Raw genomic sequence first — 17,628 nt, forward strand, 5'->3', positions numbered from 1 at the left:
ACCGCCTCGCACGGTCCGGAACGCCAATGGATGTCTTAGGCCAGTGTGTAGCTGGTCTTGACGGTTGTGTAGAATTCGGCGGCGTACTTGCCCTGCTCGCGCGGGCCGTAGGAAGATCCCTTGCGGCCGCCGAACGGAACGTGGAAATCGACGCCTGCGGTCGGCAGGTTGACCATCACCATGCCGGCTTCGGCATTGCGCTTGAAATGCGTCGCATGCTTGAGGCTGGTGGTGGCGATGCCCGACGAGAGGCCGAAGGGCGTGTCGTTTGCGGTTGCCAGCGCTTCTTCGTAATCCTTGACGCGGATGACGGAGACGACAGGCCCGAAGATCTCTTCGCGCGAGATGCGCATCTGGTTGGTCGCTTCGGTGAAGAGCGTCGGCTGCAGATAGAAGCCGGGCGTTTCGCGGGTGATGGTTTCGCCGCCGAAGGCGAGCTTGGCGCCTTCCTTCTTGCCGATCTCGATGTAATCGGTATCGGTCTTCAGCTGGCGCTCATCGACGACAGGGCCGATATGGGTGCCGGGCTTCAGAGCGTTGTCGACGACGATGGTCTTGAGCTTTTCCGTCAGTGCGGCAACGAACTTGTCGTGGATGCCTTCGGTGACGATCAGGCGCGACGAGGCGGTGCAGCGCTGGCCGGTCGAGAAGAAGCCGGAGTTGGCGGCCGCTTCGACGGCAACCGTCAGGTCGGCATCGTCGAGAACGACCATCGGGTTCTTGCCGCCCATTTCCAGCTGGAACTTGCGGTTATGCTCGATGGAGGCGGCAGCGACGCGCTTGCCGGTGCCGGTGGAGCCGGTAAAGGTGATGCCGGAAACATCAGGGCTGTCGAGCATGACCTGGCCGACGACCGAGCCCTTGCCCATGACGAGGTTGAGGACGCCCTTCGGCAGGCCTGCGCGGTGCAGGATATCGACGATCGCCCAGGAGCAGCCCGGAACGAGTTCGGCCGGCTTGAAGACGATGGTGTTGCCGTAGCAAAGCGCCGGGGCGATCTTCCAGGCCGGAATGGCGATCGGGAAATTCCAGGGCGTGATGATGCCGATGACGCCGAGCGGGTCGCGCGTGATCTCGACGCCAATATTCGGGCGAACCGAGGGAACGATCTCGCCGGCAAGGCGCAGCACTTCGCCTGCGAAAAATTCGAAGATCTGCGAGGCGCGGATGGTTTCGCCGATGGCTTCCGGAAGGGTCTTGCCTTCTTCGCGGGCAAGCAGCGCACCGAGCTCGTCCTTGCGGGCCATGATCTCGTCGCCGGTCTTCTTCAGGATGACGTGGCGTTCCCAGATGCCGGAGCGCGACCAGGCCGGGAAGGCGGCCTTGGCGGCGGCAATGGCGTTCTTGGTGTCTTCGGCGGAGCCATCAGCATAGAGGCCGACGACTTCGTTGGTGTCGGACGGGTTGATGTTCTTCGTCGCATTGGTGCCGACCCATTCGCCGGCGATCAGGTTCTGATAAATGGTCATGGGCTCGCGAGCCTCCTTTACCTTTTATGAAAAATGACCCGGCCATAGCGGCAGCCGGGTCATGGGAAATTAGAGCTGCTTGACGACGATTTCTTCTTCGGCGTCGATTTTCAGCGGATTCTTCAGCGGCAGGCCGAATTCGGCGACTTCGATTTCGAAGACGTCGCCGGCTTCCGGCTTGATGCCGTCGGCAAAGGACAGTGTCGCCGTACCGAACATGTGGACGTGAGCGTCGCCCGGTACGCGGAACAGGCCGTATTTGAAGTGATGGTATTCGAGGTTCGCGAAGGTGTGCGACATGTTCGCTTCACCCGACAGGAACGGCTTTTCGAAGATCACCTTGTCGCCGCGTTTGATGCGCGAGGTGCCGCGGATATCCTCAGGGGCAACGCCGATGCGGATCTCGGGGCCGAAGCTTGCCGGACGCAGCTTGGAATGAGCGAGGTAGAGGTAGTTGATCCGCTCGGTAACGTGGTCGGAAAATTCGTTCGACAGCGCAAAGCCGATCCGGAACGGGCTGCCGTCTGCCGAGATCACGTAGATGCCGGCCATTTCGGGCTCTTCGCCGCCATCGAGCGCGAAGGAGGGGGAGACGAGGGGAGCGCCCGGTGCCGCAGCGCCGTAGCCGTTGCCCTTGTAGAACCACTCGGGCTGCACGCCCTTTTCGCCAGCCTTCGGCTTGCCGTTCTCGATGCCCATCTTGAACATCTTCATCGAGTCCGTGAGGGTTTCCTCGGCGGCTTCGCTGGTCTTCTTGTGCATGGAGTCGCGGGTGGCGGCCGAGCCCAGATGCGTCAGGCCGGTGCCGGTCAGATGCAGGTGGGCGGCGTCGGGATGGGTGATCGGCGGCAGGAAGCTGCCATCCGCGTAAGCCTTCTCCAGATCGACGGCATCGCCGAGGCCATGCGCCTCGATCACCGAGACGAGGGACTTGCCGGCGTTTGCCGCTTCCATCGCCAGCGCATAGACGCTGCCTGCATTCTTCACGGCTTTCGCTGCACCGCCCGGCTCGCGCACGGCGACGATGATCTCTCCGTTCGAACCCTTGATCTGCGAAATGAGCACGGTCTTCATCCTCTTTGGGTAGCTGCGGATAATGCTCCGCCCGTCCGGCTCCCTGGGGAGCCGGAACTATTCGTTTTCATGACTGCGAATGCGAATGCATGGAGCCGGCGCCGAAGCGCTCAGCCCTTATTCTTGTTATAGACGTCGAAGAAGACGGCGGCCAAAAGGACTGCGCCCTTGACCATCTGCTGGGAGTCCGTGCCGAGGCCGTGGATCGACATGCCGTTGTTCATGATGCCCATGATGAGAGCACCGATCACAGCGCCGGTCACCTTGCCGACGCCGCCCTGGGCGGATGCACCGCCGATGAAGCAGGCCGCGATGACGTCAAGCTCCAGGCCGAAACCGCCCTTTGCCGTTGCCGAGTTGAGGCGCAGCGCAACGATGAGACCGGCGAGACCGGCAAGCAGGCCCATGTTCGCAAAGGTGAGGAACGTCAGCCGCTCGGTGTTGATACCGGACAGCTTCGTTGCCTTCTCGTTGCCGCCCATGGCGTAGATGCGGCGGCCGATCGTCGTGCGGCGGGTAATGAAGGCGTAAGCCGTGATCAGCACAAGCATGATCACGAGCACGTTCGGAAAGCCCTTGTAGATCGACAGCTGATAGCCGAGCGCCAGGATGGCGAGAGCGATGACACCGTTCTGCGCAAGGAAGAAGCCGAGCGGCTCGACGTCGTTGCCATGCTTCTCGTTCGACTTGCGCTGGCGCCAGGCCAGGTAGACGAGGGTAACAGCGCCGACGACGGTCAGGATGAGCGACGTCGAATTAATGCCGCCCATGTCGAAGAGGTTCGGCAAAAAGCCGATGCTGATCAGCTGGAAGGCGGGCGGGAACGGACCGATGCTGGTGCCGGTTCCGGCACCCGTCATCACGGTCAGCGTCAGGCCGCGGAAGACCAGCATGCCCGCAAGAGTCACGATGAAGGACGGGATCTTGTGATAGGCGACGAAATAGCCCTGTAGGCCGCCAACCAGCGCACCCACGGCCAGACAAATAACGGCTGCCAGCACATAATTCATGTGCCACTCGACCGTCATGACGGCGGCGATGGCGCCGATGAAACCGACGACGGAGCCAACCGAAAGATCGATATGGCCGGCAACGATCACCAGCAGCATGCCCAGCGCCATGACGACGATGAAGGAATTCTGCAGGATGATGTTGGTCAGGTTGAGCGGGCGGAAGAGAACGCCGCCGGTCGAGATCTGGAAGAACACCATGATCGCGATGAGCGCGATGAACATGCCGTACTCGCGGATGTTACCGCGAACAAATTCGCCGATGGAGACGACACGCCCTTGTTCGGTGATTGGTTGATTGATCGGCGTCATTGTTTCTTATCTCCTGAACGCATGATGGCGCGCATGATGGTTTCCTGGCTCGCTTCCCCTTTCGGCAGTTCCGCAACGATCCGTCCTTCATTCATGACGTAGATGCGGTCGCACGTACCAAGGAGCTCCGGCATTTCCGATGAAATCATCAGAACGCCTTTGCCGTCAGCCGCGAGCTGGTTGATGATAGTATAGATTTCATATTTAGCGCCAACATCAATGCCGCGCGTTGGTTCGTCCAGGATCAAAACATCGGGATCCGAGAACAGCCATTTCGACAGAACCACCTTCTGCTGGTTGCCGCCGGACAGGTTGACCGCTTCCTGGAAGATACTGGAAGAGCGAATGCGCAGCTTCGAGCGATAGTCGGACGCGACCCGTGTTTCCTTGACGCTGTCGATGACCGTGGCGTTCGACACCGCCGCCAGATTGGCGAGCGTGGTGTTGTGAACGATCGTCTCGCCCAGAACGAGGCCGAGATGCTTGCGGTCTTCGGTCACATAGGCAAGACCGGCGTCGATCGCCTTGCGCACCGTCGTCGTATCGACCTTCTTGCCATCGACGAAGACGTCACCGGTGATCTTGTGACCATAGGTCTTGCCGAACACGCTCATGGCGAATTCGGTACGGCCGGCACCCATCAGGCCGGCGATGCCGACGACCTCGCCCTTACGGACATGGACGTTGATGTCGTGCAGAACCTGACGGTCGCGATGCTGCTGATGGAAGGCGTTCCAGTTCTTGACCTCGAAGATCGTCTCGCCGATCGGCACAGAGCGCGGCGGATAACGGTCGGCCAGGTCGCGGCCCACCATGTTCTTGATGATGATGTCTTCGCTGATCTCGTCCGCATGACAGTCGAGCGTCTTGACGGTCATGCCGTCGCGCAGGACCGTGATCTGGTCGGCGACCTTGCGGATCTCGTTCAGCTTGTGCGAAATGATAATCGAGGTGATGCCCTGCTTGCGGAATTCCATCAGCAAGGTGAGCAATGCGTCGGAATCGCTTTCGTTCAGCGATGCCGTCGGCTCGTCGAGGATGAGCAGCTTGACGCTCTTCGACAATGCCTTGGCGATCTCGACGAGCTGCTGCTTGCCGACGCCGATGTCGGTCACGAGCGTATTCGGAGATTCCGCCAGGCCGACCTTGGCCAGCAATTTCTTGGTGCGATTGAACGTTTCGCCCCAGCTGATGACGCCGTTCGTGGCGTTTTCGTTGCCGAGGAAGATGTTTTCCCCGATCGAAAGCTGCGGTACCAGGGCAAGTTCCTGGTGGATGATGACGATGCCGATTTCTTCGGAATCTTTCAGGACCTTGAAGTTGCGGACGTCGCCTTCGTAGACGATGTCGCCTTCATAGCTTCCTGCTGGATAAACGCCGGAGAGCACTTTCATCAGGGTCGATTTGCCGGCCCCGTTTTCGCCCACCAATGCGTGGATTTCACCTTGGCGAACCTTGAGGTTCACATTCTCGAGCGCTTTCACACCCGGGAACGTCTTGGTGATGTTCCGCATTTCGAGGATTAAATTGTCCATTACTTTAAAACCCAACGCCGCGACCGAAAATGATCTGGCGATCATAGAATCGAAGACCGGAACCCGCAATTGTGCAGGTTCCGGCCATTCATAATATTACTTCAGCTGGTCTTCTTTGTAATAACCGCCATCAACGAGAACTGCCTTGTAGTTCTCCTTGGTGACAGCAACCGGCTTCAGCAGGTAGGACGGAACGACCTTGACGCCGTTGTCGTAGGTCTTGGTGTCGTTCACTTCCGGCTCCTTGCCGGACATGACGGCATCAACCATGGCAACGGTTACCTTGGCGAGATCGCGGGTATCCTTGAAGATCGAGGAATACTGTTCGCCAGCGATGATCGACTTGATCGACGGGATTTCCGAGTCCTGGCCGGTGACGACCGGCAGCGGCTGTGCAGCCGTACCGTAGCCGACGCCCTTCAGCGACGAGATGATGCCGATCGACAGGCCGTCGTAAGGCGACAGAACAGCGTCAACCTTTGCGTCGGTGTAGTTAGCCGAGAGCAGGTTGTCCATGCGAGCCTGGGCCGTTGCCGGATCCCAACGCAGCGTGCCAACCTTGTCCATGCCGGTCTGGCCGGACTTTACGACGAGCTTGCCGCTGTCGATGTAAGGCTGAAGAACCGACATTGCGCCGTCATAGAAGAAGAAGGCATTGTTGTCGTCCGGCGAACCGCCGAAGAGTTCGATGTTGAACGGGCCCTTGCCGTCCTTGAGGCCGAGCTTGTCGACGATCGTGCCAGCCTGGAGAACGCCAACCTGGAAGTTGTCGAACGTTGCATAGTAGTCAACGTTGCCGGAGTCGCGGATCAGGCGGTCATAAGCGATGACCTTGATGCCGGCGTCATGAGCCTTCTGGAGAACGTCCGAAAGGGTCGTGCCGTCGATAGAAGCAACAACGAGAACCTTGGCACCCTTGGTGACCATGTTTTCGATCTGCGAAAGCTGGTTCGGAATGTCGTCGTCAGCGTACTGGAGGTCGGTCTGGTAACCGGCGTCCGTGAGCTGCTTGACGATGTTGTTGCCGTCGTCGATCCAGCGAGCCGAAGCCTTGGTCGGCATTGCGATGCCAACGAGGCCCTTGTCAGCTGCCATTGCAGGCACAACGAACGAAGCGACGCCGAAGGCAGCCGCAGCCATCAATGAGATAATGGATTTCATTTCTCTCTCCCTTGTTAATAGATCGGCGGACGAAAAATCGCCCACCACGAAACTGTGGCAGGTTCCGTAGATCGGATAGTTACTTCAGATGGTGAGAAACGAAGTAGGTCTCCTCCACGATCTCACACGTGTTGAGTGCCAACCAGCACACGGCGGCAAACTCGTACGGAATCCTATAACTGTCAAATAGAATAAGTGGTAAAGTGCATAACAAATTTGGTATATCGTTAAAAAGTATTACTTTTAATGGAAGGCGGAGGGGAGGCCGCAACCATGCCGATTATTTCCGAGCTGCTTTCGCTGGATCAAGTCGATATCCACAGCGAGAATTTTGCCGACGATGCCTTTCTGCGTGCGGGTTTAAAGCTGAATCACCTGCGCATGATCGTCGCAATCGAAGATAGCGGCCAGATTTCGGCCGCTGCGGAGACGCTCGCCATCTCGCAGCCCGCCGCATCGCGGATGCTGTCCGAAATGGAATCAATCCTGAAGACCGCGCTCTATGAGAGGGTGGCACGCGGCGTGGTACTAACGACCTTCGGAGAAGCACTCGCCAGACGTGCACGCAAGATCCTGCTGGAGCTGCGCGAGGCGGGCCGGGAGATCGCCGAACTGAAGAGCGGGAAGGGCGGTTCGGTGTTCATCGGCGCGGTCACCGCGCCGGCCATGAGCCTCGTCGTTCCCGCCATCGACAAGGTGCGAAAGAGCTTCCCGGGGATCGAGGTCAACATCCAGGTGGAGACCAGCAACGTGCTGGCGCGCGAGCTCCTGGCGGCGCGGCACGACTTCATCATCAGCCGTATCCCTGACGATCTCAATCCGCGGCTTTTCGAGGTGCGCGAGATCGGCATCGAGAAGGCCTGCCTGATCGTACGCAGCGGCCATCCGCTGTTGCAGGGCGGGCCGAGCAGCCTGTCCGACCTCAGCGACTATGACTGGGTGTTCCAGCCGCCGGGCACGCTGCTGCGCCGGACGGTCGAGGACATTTTCCTGGGGGCGGGTGTTCCGGTGCCAGGAAATATCGTCAACACCTCATCGCTGCTTCTGACCTGCGCCATCGTCTGCAAGACCGATGCGATCGCGCCGGTGGCGATCGACGTCGCGCAGTTCCTGGCCAGCCAGAATTCGCAGGCCGCTGACGTGCGCATCCTGCCAACCGAATTCGAGATCAACGTGAAGCCTTACAGCCTGATCACGGCGCGAGAGCGGGCGCTGCCGCCGAGCGCGCGGCTGCTCTACGACCTGATCCTCGAGGAGGCGGCGGCACAATCGCCATAGCCGCAAGCCCGGCGCCATGTTGAGACGCGAGACTGCGCCCCTTCGAAACGGGAAGGCGACATGCTGTTCGGACAATCGGTGTTCCAGTCGGTTCTGGAGCGCCTGAAGGCGGAAGAGGGCGAGGAAGACGACGAGGCTGGCGATCAGCCCGCGGCGTATCGCGTTCGCGGCTTCGCGACCGGCCTTGCCTTCGATGTGATGGAAGGGGTGTCGGCTGCGGGGGCGCAGAAGCCCGGCCAGGCCTATTTCGACAATCTCGAATTCGAAGCGCCACCACCCGAGCCGGAAACGCCTGTGGCCGAGCCTGAACCCGCACCGGAGCCCGAGCCGGAACCCGTCATGCCCGAACATCTGTCGCGCACGGCACCCGCCGATATTGCGGCGGAGCTGGCGATCTCATCGACGGATACGGTGCCGTCGCTCGGCGAAAAGCGCCGCGCCTTTGCCAAGGTCAATCATCCTGATCGCGTGCTGCCGCAGTTCCGCGACAACGCGACGCGGCGCATGACATTGGCGAATCTTCTGATCGATGAGGCAGTGCGCCGCCTCAGCCGCTGATTACTCCGGATCCTTGCCGTCGGCGACGGGCTCCGCGCTTTCTGTCTTCTCTTCCGCTGGCGGCTGCGGCTTGAAGGTCCAGAACAGCATATAGAAGGCATAGATGCCCGCTGCGCCCGACAGCACGCCCCAGAAGGGATCGCCGCCGAAAAATTCCACACCCGCCCAGCCAAGGCAGACTGCAACGATGAGCGCACGTACCCGGACGTTGCGATAGGCGGGATGGGTTGGATCAATCAGCTGCATAAGTTCCCCGGTCATATTTCCATCACTTGTCTTTAGGATGGATTTCACAAATGTGAAAGGGTGGCGGGCTTGACGGCTCGCATAGAAAATGGAATGAAAATTCCAGAAATATTGCAATTCGGTCCATTTGTTCCGAATTCTCAGGGAGGTTCTCATGACTGTCAGATTTGGTCTTCTCGGTGCCGGCCGTATCGGCAAGGTGCATGCCAAGGCCGTAAGCGGCGATGCGAATGCCAAGCTCGTCGCCGTCGCCGACGCGTTTCCGCAGGCGGCTGACGCCATCGCATCGGCCTATGGCTGCGAAGTGCGCACCATCGAAGCGATCGAAGCCGCCAAGGATATCGACGCCGTCGTCATCTGCACGCCGACGGATACGCATGCCGATCTGATCGAGCGCTTCGCGCGCGCCGGAAAGGCGATCTTCTGCGAAAAGCCGATCGATCTCGACGTCGATCGCGTCCGGGCTTGCATGAAGGTCGTGGAAGAGAACAAGGGCAAGCTGATGGTTGGCTTCAACCGCCGCTTCGACCCGCATTTCATGGCTGTGCGCAAGACGATCGACGACGGCCGCATCGGCGATGTCGAGATGGTGACGATCACCTCGCGCGATCCGGGCGCGCCGCCGGTCGATTACATCAAGCGTTCGGGCGGCATCTTCCGCGACATGACCATCCATGACTTCGACATGGCGCGCTTCCTGCTCGGCGAAGAGCCAGTCTCGGTCTTCGCAACGGCTGCCGTTCTCGTCGACAAGGCGATCGGCGAAGCAGGCGATTACGACAGCGTTTCGGTTCTCTTGCAGACGAAATCCGGCAAGCAGGCGATGATCTCCAACTCGCGCCGCGCCACCTATGGCTACGACCAGCGCATCGAAGTGCATGGTTCGAAGGGCATGGTCGCTGCCGAAAACCAGCGCCCTGTTTCCATCGAGGTCGCCAATGGCGACGGCTATACCCGCCCGCCGCTGCACGACTTCTTCATGACCCGCTACACCGAAGCCTATGCCAACGAGATCGCCAGCTTCATCGCCGCGATCGAAAAGGGCAGCAAGATCGCGCCGTCGGGTGCCGATGGTCTCGCAGCGCTGGCGCTTGCCGATGCCGCGGTCCAGTCGGTCAAGGAAGGCAAACTCATCAAAATCGGCTGACGGCCTTCTCCCGACCGAAAGCTGACCATGAGATGGCCGGGCAATCGCCCGGCCATTTCGGTCTCTGGGCATCAGCCGGATTTGAATTTAGCATCAATGTTTCGTCTTTGACGCAGCGGAGCGGGGAGGCTATCAGCCGGGGATATTCTTGCTCTTGCCCCGAGCCGCATCATGACCCTCGACCGCTTCGCTCCCGCCATCTTCGTGCTTCTCTGGTCGACCGGCTGGGTCGTGGCGAAATATGCGGCGATGCATTCGGAGCCGTTCACGTTTCTCGTCATGCGCTACACGCTGTCGGCGCTCGCCTTCCTGGCGCTCTGTCTGGTGCTGAAAGCGAAGTGGCCCGACCGCGCGACCATCTGGCGGGCGATCTATTCCGGATTTTTCCTGCACGGCTTTTATCTTGCCGCCATATGGTGGGCGATCGCGAATGGCGTACCGGCCGGCATCTCCGGCGTGATTGCCGCCATGCAGCCGCTGCTGACGGCGATGGCCGCACCCTTCCTGATCGGTGAGCGTCTGCAGCCGGCGCAGAAGCTCGGCCTGGCGCTTGGTTTCCTCGGCATCATCATTGCCGTGTCGCCCAAGATTCTGGAACCGGCGACCGCCGATCTTATGCATGCGGCGGTGCCGCTGACGATCAACCTGATCGGCATGGCCTCGGTCACCTACGGAACGATCTATCAGAAGAAGCATCTTCACAGCGGCGACCTGAAGACCATCGCGACACTGCAATATCTCGGCGCGCTCATCATCACAGTGCCGCTGGCGCTCGCCTTCGAAAGCCTGCATTTCGACGGCACCGCCGAAGCCTTCGCGGCGCTGGCCTGGTCTGTCTTCGGTCTGTCGATGGGCGGCATCGGCCTGTTGCTCTATCTGATCCGCCGCGGTCAGGTGTCGCGCGCCGCGTCACTGATCTACCTGATGCCGCCGACGGTGGCGATCGAGGCCTTTATTGCCTTCGGCGAGCCACTGACATTGCCGCTCATCCTCGGGACTGTCGTTGTTGTCACTGGTGTCTATCTCACCAATCGAAAGAGCGTGCAGACGATCGAGGCCTGATCACTCGGCGGCCGGAGCCGCGTGGGTGAGCTTTGCGATCTTGCGGACGTGGGTGACGGCGGCCGTGCCGCCCGAGGTCTTTGTGAAGAGCTCGAGACGCTCTTCCTCGTTGTCCTCGACCGGCGTCAGCGCCTGGTCCATGTAGGTCTTCGAGGCCGGATTCCTTGCGATCTTGAAGGCGGCATAACTCATCTTTGCGATCACACCGGCAAGCTTCATATGCTTGCTGAAAGTTTCCCAGGCAAAACGCGGCCAGAAAAGCAGCGGATGGACCGGTTTCAGGCCGGGTCGCAGTTCCGAGGGATGCTTCAGGCGCAGCAACCCGCTCTGCAACGGGTGGACGTTTTCGAGCGGGACCGTGGTGGCGAAAGAGACGAGGACCTTGACGAGGCTGACGAGCGGCACACCTGTTGCTACCGCGCGGCGCAGCAGCGTCTTTACATGTTCGGGGGAATAATAGAGCGACCATGCCTCGCGGTAGACGGTTTCCCACTCCTCCCGGCTCATCTTGTCATGGGCGGTGCAGACATGCTCGACGTCGTAGGTGTTGAGGTCACTATCCATCTCGACGCCCTTGCGCCATAGCGTCTGATGGTCCTCTGAACCCGGCAGGGGTGTCAGCACGAAGAACTCGATGACATCGAGTGGCAGTTCATGCTGGATGATCTGGATGTCGCGGCGGATGCTCTCGGGCGTATCGGCGGGGAAGCCCAGAATGTAGCCGGCCAGCGTCATGATGCCCTGCGCCTTCCAGGCGAGCAACATCTTGCGGTATTCGGTGATCTTGTTCTGGTTTTTCTTGGCCGCTGTCAGATTATCGGGGTTGACGTTTTCCAGGCCGATGAAGACGCGGGTGACGCCGGCGCGCTTCGATTTCTCGATGAAGTTCGGGATCTTGTGGCAGAGCGTATCGACCTGGATCATCAGGCCGAGCGGAATGCCGTCCTTCTCCCTCAGTTCGATCAGCCGGTCGAAGATCGCTTCCCAATCGCGATTGCGGGCGAAGTTGTCGTCGGTGATGAAGAACTTGTGGATGCCCTGCGCCCAGTTCATCCGGACCAGCTTTTCGATGTCGTCGGCCGAGCGGAAGCGCGACTTGCGGCCCTGGACATTGATGATCGTGCAGAACGAGCACTGGTAGGGACAGCCGCGTCCGGCATCGAAGCTGCTGGAGAGGCCGAGCGTGTGCTGGATGTTTTCCTTGCGCAGGAAGGGCACGGGCGTGCCGCCGATGCCGGGCAGATCGTTCATGAAATTGTAGACGGGTTCCAGCTGGCCATAGGCTGCGTCCTGCAGCACCTTGTCGAGGCGCCCTTCGGCTTCACCGGCAAACATCGAGATGCCCATTTCACGGCAGGCATCGAGCTCCACGGCCTTGCCGTCGAGCATCGACAGACAGCCGGAGACATGGAAGCCCCCCATCGACACAGGAATGCCGGCGGCGCGGAAGGGGCGGGCGATATCGAGGGCGCGGGGATATTGGTTGGACTGCACGCCGATGAGGCCGACCATGCCAAAATTGCCGTTGCGGGCAAGCAGTGACAGGAGCTCGGGAATATTGACCCGGGTGTTGGTCTCGTCGATCACCTTGATATCGATGCCGACACCTGGGCCGAGCACCTCGCGCTCGCCGCAGTCGGCGGCGATGCCGTAAAGCGCGGCCAGCGAATTGGAGGGGATCATCGCCCGCCACCAGCGGATCACGTAACCGTCGTCGTCATAATGCGACGGTTTGATCAGGATGAACTGGAAGCGGCGCGCGCTCGATCTCGAAGGCAATGACACTGGCTATCTCACTTAATCCAATGGACTTGAAAATAAACACAGTTAACGGCGCACGCTCCTGTCCGGAGCCTGCGCCCAACAATACTGCTTGGATGACGATCCCGGCGTCTCGCATGCAGATTGCAATGTCGTTTTTCACATGTGACCGGTTCACGGCGCTTCAAGGCCGCTTATCCGGATGTAAGCCGTCTCCTGTGTTTTAAAACAAAAAGAGGCCGGAATATACCGGCCTCTTCGTGAATTCAGTATTCGGACAGACGCTCAGGCCTGTTCGCGGCGCTGGCCACCGCCGTTGCGCGGGCCCTTGCGGCGAATGCCGCCGGAGCCATCCTTGCGCTCGCCCTGAGCCTGCTGGCCTTCGCCATGCTTGCGGGCTGGACGGCCGTGGGCATTGCGGGCGCCGCCCGGATGATGGCGGTTTTCGCCACCGCCATGGTGCGGACGCTGCGGCTTCTTGGCGGCAGGACGGAAATCCGACGTCGTTGCGAGATCGTTGTCCGGGCCGAGGTCCGGAGCGACTTCGCCACGGCGCTGGCCGCGGAAGTCCTCGTTGCGCTGGGTCTGGCGCTCGGGACGGGGACGGCGCTCGCGGCGCTCCTCGCCACCTGCACGAACCTCACCGCCTTCACCTTCGCGGCGCGGACGCTGCGGACGGTTGCCGCGGTTTTCGCCACGGGGCTGCTCGCTGCGGCCTTCGCCGCCACGGGCCTGACGCTCGCCACCGCGATTGCGGTTGTTGCCATTGCCGTTGCCGTTTGCACGGCGCGGGGCGGCGCGCATGTCGGCCGGCGCTTCGCCGCTGGCAACGGTGATGCTGATGTTCATCAGCTTCTCGATGTCGCGGAGCAGGCGGGCTTCATCTGGGGCGCAGAAGGCGATCGCGATACCGTCACGGCCGGCACGGGCCGTACGGCCGATGCGGTGGACATAGGCTTCGGCGACTTCAGGCAGGTCGTAGTTGTAGACGTGGCTGACAGCCGGAATGTCGATGCCGCGGGCGGCAACGTCGGTGGCGATCAGCGTCTTGATATCGCCGTCCTTGAAGGACTTGAGGGCGCGCTCGCGCTGGCCCTGGCTCTTGTTGCCATGGATCGAGGCGACCGAGTACCCGACGGAATCGAGATGCTTCATCAGCTTCTCGGCACCATGCTTGGTGCGCAGGAAGACGATGGCGCGGCCATCCGGGTTCTGCGTCAGCGACTTCTTCAAGAGGTCGGTCTTGTCGTTCTTGCCGTTGACGAAGTGGACATACTGCTCGACCTTGTCGGCAGCCTTGCCCGGAGGCGTGACTTCGACGGTAACAGGATCGGTCAGGAAGTCGGCGGCGAGATCGGCAATCGCCTTCGGCATGGTGGCCGAAAACAGCATGGTCTGGCGCTTCTTCGGCACCATCTTGGAGATCTTGCGCAGGTCATGCACGAAGCCCAGGTCAAGCATCTGGTCGGCTTCGTCGAGCACGAGGTAGCGCACGGCCGTCAGGCCGATGGCGCGGCGGTTGACGAGGTCGAGCAGGCGGCCGGGGGTGGCGACCAGGATGTCGGTACCCTTTTCAAGCTGCAGCTGCTGCTTGTTGATCGACACGCCGCCGACGACGACGTTGATGCGCAGATGCGACTTGCGCAGGAAGTTCTTCAGGTTGACGGCGATCTGGTTCACCAGTTCGCGGGTCGGCGCCAGGATCAGCGTGCGGGTCGTGCGGTTGTCGGGGCGGCGCTCTTCGGGGATCAGCTTTTCGATGAGCGGCAGGCCGAAGGCAGCGGTCTTGCCGGTGCCTGTCTGGGCGAGACCGATGAGGTCACGGCCCTGGATGAGCAGGGGGATCGCCTTTTCCTGGATGGGAGTCGGCGTTTCGATGCCGAGCTGGAAAAGAGTGGCGACGATCGGCTTGGAGACACCAAGCGATTCAAAATTGGTCAAGTCATAACCTTTTCAGGGCGCGCCAAAACCAAATCGCCGGAGCGCGGAATGCGGCCCGGTGTTGTTCTGGCGTCAAGAACCCCGCGTGAAGTGGGAACTTGTCTTGTTGGAAAAAGCTTTCCAGCGCTTCTGCCGCGTCTTGGGATGCGGTCAATACGAAATGCGCTTTTGTCCTTCTTCCTGCTCCTATTTGCTGGCAGGGGCACGCTCACGCGGCGGCCGGAAGGTGAAAGCTGGGCTGCATTTGGTCTAGTTCGCGCTGAAAGTCAAGAGGCGATGGCTATATGGCGATTGCGTGCCGATCGCCGGAGCGGCGACCGGCACCTCGATCATGTCACGGAGAAGCAGGGTGGGACCGCTGCCACTCACCCCATGATATCGTTCATGATCGCTGTAACCTCGGCCAGTACGGCACCGGCATTGCCAGTGCCGCTACGCTTCTGCTCTTCCGCCCAGGCCGACTGCACGTCGCGATATTTGGCGGCCGTGCCAAAGCGCACGGGCTCGGCGGGCTCAAGAATTCGCACGGACGCCCCAGCGGTTTTCAGTTCCGCCAGTTGTGCATCGAAGCTGCGATCCATCACCGGGCCGAGAGCCCTGTACGACGTCTCTGTGGCGCGGGCGATCGCATCCTTGTCTTCCTGCGCGAGGGTGTTCCAGACGTCCTTGTTGATCGTCAGCATATAGAGGTGGCCGAGCCACAGATCCTTCGACACCAGCACATTGGGCGCGGCTTCGTGGACCTTCAGCATGTAGCCGCTGTCGACATTCACCATCAGGCCATCAAGCGTTCCGGCTTTCAAAGCATCATAGATTTCAGGTCCCCAATGCATGGTGACAGGGGTTGCTCCGGCATTGCGCAGGAAGTCCAGATGCCAGAAGCTCGCCGAACGCCATTTGCCGCCCTTCAGGCCATCCAGATCCGCCATCGGCTTGGTGCTGAAGAAGGCCACGGGATATCCGGTGCCGCAGAAAAGCGGAACGATGTTGTTTTTCTCCAGCTCCGCGGGGAAGGCCGGAACTTCGGCGTAGACGCGGCGGAAGAAATCGACCTGCTCGCTTCCGGCCGGGCCGGTTGGGAAACTCTTGAAAATCTGGTGCAGCGGCAATTCCTTGGCTGTGTATTCCGGCACGACGATCGCCATGTCGGCTTTGGATGTGCTGACCGCACCGAGCGCGTCATAGGCGGCAGCGATCTCACCGTTCCAGTGATCCTCGATCTTAAGCCGCCCGTTCGATTCCCGTTCGATTGCCGGGAACAGCACATCCTTGAGAAACCGGGTGCGCATTCCGCCGAGCGGCTCGTGATCGCTGAACGTCAGGACGCGGGGCGAGGCGGCCTGCTGGGCCGAGGCATTCGACGGCAAGGATGCCATGGCCGCACCGGCAGCCGTGGCGAGGAACAGCCTGCGGCTGATGCCGTTTTCGCCTGTGGTCATCTGGTTCTCGATCATCGCGATGCTCTTTCCCTGTTTCTGATGCTGCCGGGTGAGGCGCCGTTTGCTTGACCCTCACGTCAGCTGCCAATATACCTGAAGGATCCTTCAGTTCGGTATTCGCATTTGGAAAACGCCATCCCATCACGGCTGAAGCCGAGGAAAACGCCGCTGCAGGCACGATCGGGCGCGACGGTCGAGGCCATTCACGAGGCAGCCATTCAGGTTTTGCTGACGGGCGGATTGGCGCTGTTTACGACAACGCGGGTGGCCGAGCGTGCCGGTGTCTCCGTCGGCACCCTCTATCAATATTTCCCCAACAAGCAGGCGCTGCTCTTCGCAATTCTGCTGCGCCATTTCGAACAGATCGCCGAGGCGATCGAGGCCATACCGGGTGACGGAAAGCCGATTGCGGCGATCGCGGAAGATATTGCGGATGCCTATGTCTCGGTGAAGCTCGCGCGTCCCGACGCTACCACCGCGCTCTACCGGGTGGCTGGCGCGATTGACCAGTTCAGGATGTCGGCCGATGTGCTGAAAAGGCTGGAGGCCGCCGTCGTCAGGCTCCTGACCGATGCGGCGGATGCATCCTTTCGTCAGGCGGAGAAGACCGCCTTCACGCTTCTTTCCTCGCTGGCGGGGCTATCGAGGGGCAGCTTCGGAAAGCTGGCGGTGGCCGACGATGCGCTTGACGGGCTCGGTGCGGAGGCACGCCTGCTGTCGGCGGCCTATCTGCGGGCGGCTGCGGACGCCTGATTTTCGGCGCTGCGTTTGCCGTTGGAGCCTCGCTGAGGCAGAATGCGGTGGATGAAGAGGAGCGGCATCGATGATGATCGGATCATGTCATTGCGGCAAGGCGCACTGGACGCTTGAGGGCGATCCGGGCTCGATCACGGCCTGCAACTGTACGCTCTGCCGCCGCTACGGGACGCTCTGGGCTTATGATTATGAAAATGAGCGGGTTGCTGTCAGCGGACCGGTCGCGTCTTATACGCGTTCCGGATTAGACAAGTCGCCGCTGGAGATCTTGTTCTGCCCTGCCTGCGCCTGCGTTCTCGCCTGGCGCGGTCTGGTATTGGAGCCGGATGGGCGGCGGCGGATGGCGGTCAATGTCAGGCTCGCGCCACCGGAGGCGGTGGAGGATCTGGCGATCGATCATTTCGACGGGCTGGTGACCTTCACCGATCTGCCGTCGAAAGGGCGCTGCGTGCGCGATCTCTGGTTTTAGAGAGAAGACGGCGCCGCCGGGAGGAAGCGGCGCCGCAACTCACTCAGCGTCTGCAGACTTCGATCCGGTAGGGCTGGCCCCAACGGTCATAGCGCCATGCCGGATGGCAGTAGCGGGGAGCGTAGTAGGCCGGGTAGGCAGGCGGCGGGTAATAGGCATAGGCCGGCGGATAATAGGGGCGCGAGGCGATCGCGCCGCCGACCACGCCGCCAACGACGCCTCCGGCAACACCACCCCAGAAGGCGTTGCCGCCGCGGGCGTTTGCGGTTCCTGTGGTGGCGAGGGTGGCGCCGGCAACGATCAGCGCAATCAGGCCCGCCGCCATGGTCTTATGAAGAACGGACATGTCGAATTCCTTTCATGGACAAGGCTTGTCTTGAAGCCGGTCCCAGAATCCGCCCCGATCGCGG

General features: G+C 61.0%; 16 protein-coding genes. 6 read left to right on the plus strand and 10 right to left on the minus strand.

The annotated features are described in order from the left end of the window. Nucleotides 1-35 precede the first annotated feature (35 nt). From J2X43_RS11765 to chvE, 5 genes are all read right to left on the minus strand, one after another. Nucleotides 36-1,469 (minus strand): aldehyde dehydrogenase family protein, encoded by a 1,434-nt coding sequence (locus J2X43_RS11765; protein WP_112537981.1) that lies wholly within the window; start codon nt 1,467-1,469, stop codon nt 36-38. Between the two features lie 69 nt (nt 1,470-1,538). Further along, a complete protein-coding gene (araD1, locus tag J2X43_RS11770) occupies nt 1,539-2,534 on the minus strand; it encodes an AraD1 family protein (RefSeq protein WP_310294147.1) in 996 nt (331 codons plus the stop codon). Nucleotides 2,535-2,653: 119 nt separating this feature from the next. Continuing rightward, nucleotides 2,654-3,865 (minus strand): multiple monosaccharide ABC transporter permease, encoded by a 1,212-nt coding sequence (gene mmsB / locus J2X43_RS11775; protein WP_112390243.1) that lies wholly within the window; start codon nt 3,863-3,865, stop codon nt 2,654-2,656. Beyond that, on the minus strand, nt 3,862-5,400 hold the full coding sequence (mmsA, locus tag J2X43_RS11780; protein WP_310294149.1) for a multiple monosaccharide ABC transporter ATP-binding protein: 1,539 nt from the start codon (nt 5,398-5,400) through the stop codon (nt 3,862-3,864). The genes mmsB and mmsA overlap by 4 nt, the downstream gene beginning before the upstream one ends. A 96-nt stretch (nt 5,401-5,496) precedes the next feature. Then, the gene (chvE, locus tag J2X43_RS11785) at nt 5,497-6,561 is read right to left on the minus strand and encodes a multiple monosaccharide ABC transporter substrate-binding protein (protein WP_112390245.1); all 1,065 of its coding nucleotides are present in this window, start codon (nt 6,559-6,561) and stop codon (nt 5,497-5,499) included. A 273-nt stretch (nt 6,562-6,834) separates the two neighbouring features. Here chvE and J2X43_RS11790 point away from each other — a divergent pair, with 273 nt between their 5' ends. Further along, a complete protein-coding gene (locus tag J2X43_RS11790; protein WP_310294151.1) occupies nt 6,835-7,839 on the plus strand; it encodes a LysR family transcriptional regulator in 1,005 nt (334 codons plus the stop codon). 60 nt (nt 7,840-7,899) lie between these two features. Next, a complete protein-coding gene (locus J2X43_RS11795; RefSeq protein WP_310294153.1) occupies nt 7,900-8,397 on the plus strand; it encodes a hypothetical protein in 498 nt (165 codons plus the stop codon). Here J2X43_RS11795 and J2X43_RS11800 read toward each other — a convergent pair whose 3' ends face one another. Next, nucleotides 8,398-8,643, minus strand: coding sequence for a hypothetical protein (locus J2X43_RS11800; protein ID WP_310294893.1), 246 nt, complete (start codon nt 8,641-8,643; stop codon nt 8,398-8,400). A gap of 154 nt (nt 8,644-8,797) precedes the next feature. Between J2X43_RS11800 and iolG the strand changes: the two genes are divergently transcribed. Beyond that, entirely contained in the window at nt 8,798-9,790 is a 993-nt protein-coding gene (gene iolG / locus J2X43_RS11805; protein WP_112537975.1) for an inositol 2-dehydrogenase, read from the plus strand. Between the two features lie 171 nt (nt 9,791-9,961). Next, a complete protein-coding gene (locus tag J2X43_RS11810; RefSeq protein WP_310294155.1) occupies nt 9,962-10,852 on the plus strand; it encodes a DMT family transporter in 891 nt (296 codons plus the stop codon). Here J2X43_RS11810 and J2X43_RS11815 read toward each other — a convergent pair whose 3' ends face one another. The 3 genes from J2X43_RS11815 to dctP all read right to left on the minus strand — a co-directional run bounded on the left by J2X43_RS11815 (nt 10,853) and on the right by dctP (nt 16,008). After that, on the minus strand, nt 10,853-12,637 hold the full coding sequence (locus J2X43_RS11815; protein ID WP_310294157.1) for a radical SAM protein: 1,785 nt from the start codon (nt 12,635-12,637) through the stop codon (nt 10,853-10,855). Between the two features lie 261 nt (nt 12,638-12,898). After that, nucleotides 12,899-14,554: a DEAD/DEAH box helicase gene (locus J2X43_RS11820; RefSeq protein WP_112537972.1), complete on the minus strand. Its 1,656-nt coding sequence runs from the start codon at nt 14,552-14,554 to the stop codon at nt 12,899-12,901. A gap of 365 nt (nt 14,555-14,919) precedes the next feature. After that, nucleotides 14,920-16,008: a TRAP transporter substrate-binding protein DctP gene (gene dctP / locus J2X43_RS11825; protein WP_310294159.1), complete on the minus strand. Its 1,089-nt coding sequence runs from the start codon at nt 16,006-16,008 to the stop codon at nt 14,920-14,922. A 108-nt stretch (nt 16,009-16,116) separates the two neighbouring features. On the opposite strand from dctP, the gene J2X43_RS11830 reads away from it, so the two are divergent. Continuing rightward, complete coding sequence (locus tag J2X43_RS11830; protein WP_310294161.1) at nt 16,117-16,746, plus strand: TetR/AcrR family transcriptional regulator; 630 nt, start codon at nt 16,117-16,119, stop codon at nt 16,744-16,746. 70 nt (nt 16,747-16,816) lie between these two features. Continuing rightward, entirely contained in the window at nt 16,817-17,218 is a 402-nt protein-coding gene (locus tag J2X43_RS11835) for a GFA family protein (protein ID WP_112515585.1), read from the plus strand. 43 nt (nt 17,219-17,261) lie between these two features. Here the strand turns inward: J2X43_RS11835 and J2X43_RS11840 are convergent, their stop codons facing one another. Further along, nucleotides 17,262-17,564, minus strand: a complete 303-nt coding sequence (locus J2X43_RS11840) for a hypothetical protein (RefSeq protein WP_310294166.1) — start codon at nt 17,562-17,564, stop codon at nt 17,262-17,264. Nucleotides 17,565-17,628: the final 64 nt, after the last annotated feature.

The sequence above is a fragment of the Rhizobium sp. BE258 genome, assembly GCF_031457345.1.
Classification (GTDB): Bacteria; Pseudomonadota; Alphaproteobacteria; order Rhizobiales; family Rhizobiaceae; genus Rhizobium.

Excerpts from the sequence above, each read along its gene's own strand:
- J2X43_RS11790 (WP_310294151.1), top strand. The coding sequence starts at position 6,835 with ATGCCGATTATTTCCGAGCTGCTTTCGCTGGATCAAGTCGATATCCAC.
- chvE (WP_112390245.1), bottom strand. The coding sequence starts at position 6,561 with ATGAAATCCATTATCTCATTGATGGCTGCGGCTGCCTTCGGCGTCGCT.
- J2X43_RS11840 (WP_310294166.1), bottom strand. The coding sequence starts at position 17,564 with ATGTCCGTTCTTCATAAGACCATGGCGGCGGGCCTGATTGCGCTGATC.
- mmsB (WP_112390243.1), bottom strand. The coding sequence starts at position 3,865 with ATGACGCCGATCAATCAACCAATCACCGAACAAGGGCGTGTCGTCTCC.
- dctP (WP_310294159.1), bottom strand. The coding sequence starts at position 16,008 with ATGATCGAGAACCAGATGACCACAGGCGAAAACGGCATCAGCCGCAGG.
- mmsA (WP_310294149.1), bottom strand. The coding sequence starts at position 5,400 with ATGGACAATTTAATCCTCGAAATGCGGAACATCACCAAGACGTTCCCG.
- J2X43_RS11835 (WP_112515585.1), top strand. The coding sequence starts at position 16,817 with ATGATGATCGGATCATGTCATTGCGGCAAGGCGCACTGGACGCTTGAG.
- iolG (WP_112537975.1), top strand. The coding sequence starts at position 8,798 with ATGACTGTCAGATTTGGTCTTCTCGGTGCCGGCCGTATCGGCAAGGTG.
- J2X43_RS11795 (WP_310294153.1), top strand. The coding sequence starts at position 7,900 with ATGCTGTTCGGACAATCGGTGTTCCAGTCGGTTCTGGAGCGCCTGAAG.
- J2X43_RS11810 (WP_310294155.1), top strand. The coding sequence starts at position 9,962 with ATGACCCTCGACCGCTTCGCTCCCGCCATCTTCGTGCTTCTCTGGTCG.
- J2X43_RS11800 (WP_310294893.1), bottom strand. The coding sequence starts at position 8,643 with ATGCAGCTGATTGATCCAACCCATCCCGCCTATCGCAACGTCCGGGTA.
- J2X43_RS11765 (WP_112537981.1), bottom strand. The coding sequence starts at position 1,469 with ATGACCATTTATCAGAACCTGATCGCCGGCGAATGGGTCGGCACCAAT.